Annotated in this window: 7 protein-coding genes; 2 read left to right on the forward strand and 5 right to left on the reverse strand. The window is 59.8% G+C overall.

Annotated elements, in window-relative coordinates; all coding sequences use genetic code 11:
* Positions 1-108 precede the first annotated feature (108 nt).
* The 3 genes from AC6RA8_RS21400 to AC6RA8_RS21410 are packed head-to-tail and all read right to left on the reverse strand — an operon-like array spanning position 109 to position 1,729.
* Positions 109-312 carry a DUF1737 domain-containing protein gene (locus tag AC6RA8_RS21400; protein ID WP_500355720.1) on the reverse strand — a complete coding sequence of 68 codons (204 nt, stop codon included), beginning with the start codon at positions 310-312 and terminating at the stop codon, positions 109-111.
* A 4-nt stretch (positions 313-316) separates the two neighbouring features.
* Positions 317-871, reverse strand: coding sequence for an NnrU family protein (locus tag AC6RA8_RS21405; RefSeq protein WP_500355722.1), 555 nt, complete (start codon positions 869-871; stop codon positions 317-319).
* Positions 872-874: 3 nt separating this feature from the next.
* Positions 875-1,729: an HpcH/HpaI aldolase/citrate lyase family protein gene (locus tag AC6RA8_RS21410; RefSeq protein ID WP_500355724.1), complete on the reverse strand. Its 855-nt coding sequence runs from the start codon at positions 1,727-1,729 to the stop codon at positions 875-877.
* Between the two features lie 352 nt (positions 1,730-2,081).
* Between AC6RA8_RS21410 and AC6RA8_RS21415 the strand changes: the two genes are divergently transcribed.
* Positions 2,082-2,399, forward strand: coding sequence for a hypothetical protein (locus tag AC6RA8_RS21415; protein ID WP_500355725.1), 318 nt, complete (start codon positions 2,082-2,084; stop codon positions 2,397-2,399).
* A gap of 142 nt (positions 2,400-2,541) precedes the next feature.
* On the opposite strand, the gene AC6RA8_RS21420 is transcribed toward AC6RA8_RS21415, so the two are convergent.
* Both AC6RA8_RS21420 and AC6RA8_RS21425 read right to left on the reverse strand, forming a co-directional pair.
* Positions 2,542-2,976, reverse strand: coding sequence for a GNAT family N-acetyltransferase (locus AC6RA8_RS21420; protein WP_500355727.1), 435 nt, complete (start codon positions 2,974-2,976; stop codon positions 2,542-2,544).
* A complete protein-coding gene (locus AC6RA8_RS21425) occupies positions 2,973-3,725 on the reverse strand; it encodes a sulfite exporter TauE/SafE family protein (protein WP_500355729.1) in 753 nt (250 codons plus the stop codon). Before AC6RA8_RS21425 ends, AC6RA8_RS21420 begins: the two co-directional genes overlap by 4 nt.
* Positions 3,726-3,893: 168 nt before the next feature.
* On the opposite strand from AC6RA8_RS21425, the gene AC6RA8_RS21430 reads away from it, so the two are divergent.
* The coding region (locus tag AC6RA8_RS21430) for a malate dehydrogenase (RefSeq protein WP_500355731.1) at positions 3,894-4,597 on the forward strand (704 nt) is incomplete at its 3' end.

Raw genomic sequence — 4,597 nt, forward strand, 5'->3', positions numbered from 1 at the left:
CGTGATAGAGCGCCCGCTCCCCTGCACCAACTGTCCGCGGCACCGCATGGGTCAGAACGTCCCCGACGCTGTAATCTTCAAAAAACCGGCCCGCATTTGTCTTGGCCATCACTGCTCTCCCAACTTGATATCCGGCGTGTAGTCCCCCGGTACGTCTTTCACGACGGCCTGTCCGCAGCGCATGATTCCCGCCGCGTGGTCCCATGACTGGGTTGGCGAGCCGTGCAGTTCCCACCCGGCATTCAAGGCGGCAGTAACCTTGTGGCAAAAGGCGGAAGTGTCTTCTTCGGACAAAAAGCGGTACAATTTCATGTATTTATCCCGGGAATGGCCAGACACCCAGCCAGTTATGGATCCAGCCGATCACGCCGAGCAGAACGACCGACCCAACAAGGAACATGGCGTCCTTGGCCAGCGTGCCTTCCGGCCCGCGCTGCCAGCCGGGTTCGGCTGCATTGATGATGCGCACTGTCGCAACAGCCCAAATCAGTAACCCACCAAAGAGCAGTATCGAGGCGGCATCCCCATTCACCAGCAAGTGCGCGATGGCCCAAAGGCTGAAGCCGGTCAACATGGGATGGCGCATGCCGGACACCAGTTTGCCGCGTTTGGGCGCTGGGCTGAGCAGGTAGATTGCAATCAGCATCAGCAGGTTGTTGATGTGGATCATGAACTCGGGCGGCAACCAGACATGGACGAAATCCACGCCCCGATAGCCGATGACCATCAGCACAATGGACCCGACCACCGCCACGGCGACAATCCACTTGCCCAGATCCCCCATGGAGGCCCTCCGTGTGGGTGCCGCCCGCTTGAACAGATGCGCCGACCACCACAGCGCCACACCCGCAATCAACACAATCCAATACATTGCTTATCCCTTTGCCATCTCCGCGATAGCCTCGGCCTTGGCCAATGTTTCGCGCGCTGTCACGATGTGCAGATTCTCGACGATACGTCCATCGACAACCGCCACGCCCTGACCTGACGCCTCCACCTCTTCAAAGGCTGTGATCTGACGGCGGGCCAGGTCAATCTCGGCCTCGGAAGGGGAAAAAGCGGCGTTGGTGATGTCAACTTGCGCAGGGTGGATCAGCGTCTTGCCGTCAAAACCCATATCGCGGCCCTGTTCACATTCAGCCTGCAAGCCCGCGTCGTCCTTGAAGGCGTTGTAAACGCCGTCGACGATGGCACATCCGTGCGCCTTAGCGGCCAACAAGCAAAGACCCAAGCCGGATTGCAGCGGCAGTCGATCCGGCCGGAAGCGTGTCTGCAATTCCTTTGCCAGGTCGTTGGTGCCCATGACCATGCCCTGCAGCAGGGGATGAGCCGCGATGGCAGGTGCGTTGATCATCCCCAGAGGCGTTTCCATCATCGCCCAAAGGGTGGTGTCTTCCGTGATCTCCGCCAGTGCATCAAGATCGGCAGGCGAAGAAACCTTGGGCAACAGGATCGCATCGGCGCCCATATCCTTAGCCGCCTGCGCATCATCCCGCCCCCATACGGTGTCGAAACCGTTGATCCGCACGATTTTCAACCTTGTGCCGTAGCCACCCTGCGCCAGCGCCTCGGCCAATGTGGCCCGCGCGCTTTCCTTTTCTTCGAGCGATACGGCATCTTCTAGATCGAAGATGATCGCATCCACCGGCAGTCCACGCGCCTTGTCCAATGCCCGTGGTTTTGAACCAGGGATATAGAGAACGGAGCGGAGGGGACGGTCGAGAGCCATGGCGTGCGATCCTTGCAAGTCATAAAGTTGCGCGGAAAGGGCCACTTTTTTCCAGATAGTTCAAGCGCTATTTTTCTGCGTTGCAGAAATGACGTCCCGACTCGGGTTCATTCAGCGGCCTTTCATCAAATTTTAACGACCCGCGCACGCTGCATTAACCACTATTCAAGGCTAAATCCGCACATTTGTCCCGATCCGACAGCGCGGGGAGGGCCGTTTCGGAAGGGCCGCCGAACACTTCACGGAATGCGCAAAGTGTCGGGTGTGAACCGGGGCTGCCCGGTCATCGCCGGGGTTCCGGCTGGGCCAGATGACCAGAGGTGACGCCTTCCTTTGTGAAAGGCTGAACGTGATGAAACGGATGATGAATGTGATTACAGCGGGCGTTCTGGCGCTTGCAGCTATGGTGAATGCGGCACAGGCGCAGCAGGCCCGCAATTGCGGACCCCGCGAAGTGGTGGTGAGCCGCCTGGCCGAAGGCTACGGCGAAACGCGCCAGTCCATGGGTCTTGGCGCCAACAATTCGGTGATCGAGGTTTTTGCCTCGGATGAGAGTGGATCGTGGACGATCACGGTGACAACGCCCAACGGGATGACGTGCCTTGTTGCCAGCGGCCAAGCCTATGAAACGCTTGCCGAAGCCTTGCCCGCCAAGGGAAGCGACGCCTGAACCAGCGCGGCGGACGACACGTCCGCCTTACAGTGTCCTGACAGTTCCTTGTAAGGCGCACCTGGGTGCGCCTTTGCATTGCCGGGGCTGAAAACATGCTTGCCCGCACCGTCGTAACGCGGATCATGATCCGCCATTACCCTCAACGCACAGGTGCGCGGCGAATGGTCATGCCCCATTTCTCGTCCGCGCTGAAGTCCAGTTGTTCGTAGAAGCCCCTGGCTTCTGCCGTGCGCCCGGTCAGGAGCATGATCTTGTAGCAATCCACTGCCCAAGCTGCGTCGATCACCGCATCCATCACCCGACGCCCCTGCCCCGTTCCACGATGCGTCTCATGCGTGACCACGTTCTCGACCAACGCGTAGGGGCGACCACCCTGTGTCATGTTGGGCAAAACACGAAGCGTTGCCATCGCCACCAGATGATCCGACAAAAAGGCCCCACACACCGAAGTGCCCGGGTGGTCAATCAAAGCGGCAAATGCCGAGTCCGATGCGAGCGGCTGTTCTCCGACTAGATGTCGGTACAACGTTAAGGCTTCGGCTGTATCGTCCACCGTAAGGGTGCGCGTGGTCATGTCAGGCCGTCCCAGATCAACTTCGCGCCTGTCATCACCAGCAAAACATAAGTCAACAAAAAGAATGCACGTTCCGGTACGAGGTGATGCGCCCGCACACCAAGCCACGCCCCGAGCAGCGCAAAGGGCGCCAGGGCGATGTTTGCGATCGCTGTCTGGGCCGTGAACATGCCCAGAAAGGCATAAGGCACAAATTTGAAGATGTTGATCGCGGTGAAGATCAGGACAGTGTTGGCCTGATATGCCGTCTTGGACGGGCGCAATGACAAGAGATACACGGCCGCGGGTGGCCCACCGGCGTGGCTGACGAAGCTGGTGAATCCGGCCACTGTGCCTGTTAGCGCACCGACCCATGCCGGCAAAGCGCGCGACGCTGTCCTGATCCATCCCTTGCTACGCCCCACCTGCCAGATTACGAAGCCGACCGAGATGACTCCGATCAGTACACGGAACACGTCGGGTTCCGTACGCGAGTACAACAGCGCGCCAAGCGCAACTCCGGGCAACCCGCCCACGATCATCAACGCCGACACGCGCCAGTCCCACTTGCCCCAGTACGGTTTGAGGGTTGCAGCATCGATCAGCATGAGCAGGGGCAAAACAACGCCCAGCGCCATGCCCGGTTCGATCACCAGCGCCAGAATCGACGCCGATGCAAAGGACGCACCAGACCCGAAACCGCCTTTGGAAACGCCCGCGAAGACCACCGCCGGTGCAGCGATTGCAAAAAACCACAGATCAAGGTTCACGCCCGCACGACCCTTTGAAAAACCCGCTATGGCGCACCCTTAGCGCGCCAATGTGAGTTTCACCAGCAGGTGCGCCAAGACACGCTGCGGTGCGGCACACTTGCACGGCGCCCCATCTCGCGCTAGGCACCGCGCCAGCAAAAACCCCTAGTGCGGAGATTTTCACCCATGGCCAGACCCAAGATTGCCCTGATCGGCGCCGGTCAAATCGGCGGGACACTTGCCCACCTCGCAGCTTTGAAAGAGCTGGGCGACGTCGTCCTGTTTGACATCGCCGAAGGCACACCCGAGGGCAAAGCTCTCGACATCGCGGAATCTGGCCCCTCGGAAGGGTTCGATGCCAAGCTGAAGGGCACGCAGTCTTACGCCGACATCGCGGGCGCGGACGTATGCATCGTAACGGCAGGCGTTCCACGCAAGCCCGGCATGAGCCGCGACGATCTTTTGGGCATCAACCTCAAGGTTATGAAGTCTGTGGGTGAAGGCATTGCCGCTAACGCTCCCGACGCCTTTGTCATCTGCATCACCAACCCGCTGGATGCGATGGTCTGGGCATTGCAGAAGTTCTCTGGCCTGCCAGCCGAGAAAGTCTGCGGCATGGCCGGTGTTCTAGACAGCGCCCGTTTCCGCCACTTCCTGGCCGAAGAATTCGACGTGTCGATGAAAGACGTCACCGCATTTGTGTTGGGTGGCCACGGCGACACCATGGTCCCGTCGGTCCGCTATTCGACCGTCGCAGGTATTCCACTGCCCGATCTGGTCCAGATGGGTTGGACCACACAAGAGAAACTAGACGCCATCGTGCAGCGCACCCGTGACGGCGGTGCCGAGATTGTCGGCCTTCTGAAAACCGGTTCTGCTTTCTATGCCCC

This window comes from Tateyamaria sp. (assembly GCF_059783535.1).